Origin of the sequence: Rhodanobacter ginsengiterrae (genome assembly GCF_050026815.1) — a bacterium.
GTDB lineage: Bacteria > Pseudomonadota > Gammaproteobacteria > Xanthomonadales > Rhodanobacteraceae > Rhodanobacter > Rhodanobacter ginsengiterrae.
In genome coordinates, this window is sequence record NZ_JALBWO010000008.1 from 1 (window position 1) to 507 (window position 507).

The following is a 507-nucleotide window of genomic DNA, read 5'->3' on the forward strand; positions in this document are numbered from 1 at the left end:
TGAATGGGTGACGTGCAAAGCCATGTATGCCTTGGCGGCACGCAAGCCGCGCGATTTCGGATCGATGGATATCGCACGCAGCAATCCCCTCACGGCGCGCGTGGTGTTGCATGCCAAGCCACCCAAAGGACGCAAGCACCGTAATCGGCAAGGCGCGCCTGCGCGCAACGCCAACAGCCGAAAGAACGCGCAACGCGAGACCGAGCCGTGGCTGCTGGTGGCCTCTCCCTCGTTGGCGCTCAGTGCGCGCCAGCTGATCACGCTATACGGCCGGCGCATGCAGATCGAGCTGTCGTTCCGTGATCTGAAATCCCATCGCTATGGGCAAGGCTTCGAGGACAGTCTTACCCGTAAAGGTGCGCGTATCGAAGTGCTGTTGCTGCTCAGCGCGATGGCCGCGTTTGCCACGTGGCTCGTGGGCATGGCGTGCGAGCGCTGCGGTATCGACGCTTGGCTCACGCCGTTCCGATCGAGACGACGCCTCTACTCGGTCATGCGGCTGGGTCG

At 63.1% G+C, this 507-nt stretch carries 1 protein-coding gene; it reads left to right on the forward strand.

Annotated elements, in window-relative coordinates:
- Positions 1–22: 22 nt before the first annotated feature.
- A partial coding sequence (locus ACQGNJ_RS00035; protein WP_426687205.1) for a transposase occupies positions 23–507 on the forward strand: 485 nt, incomplete at its 3' end.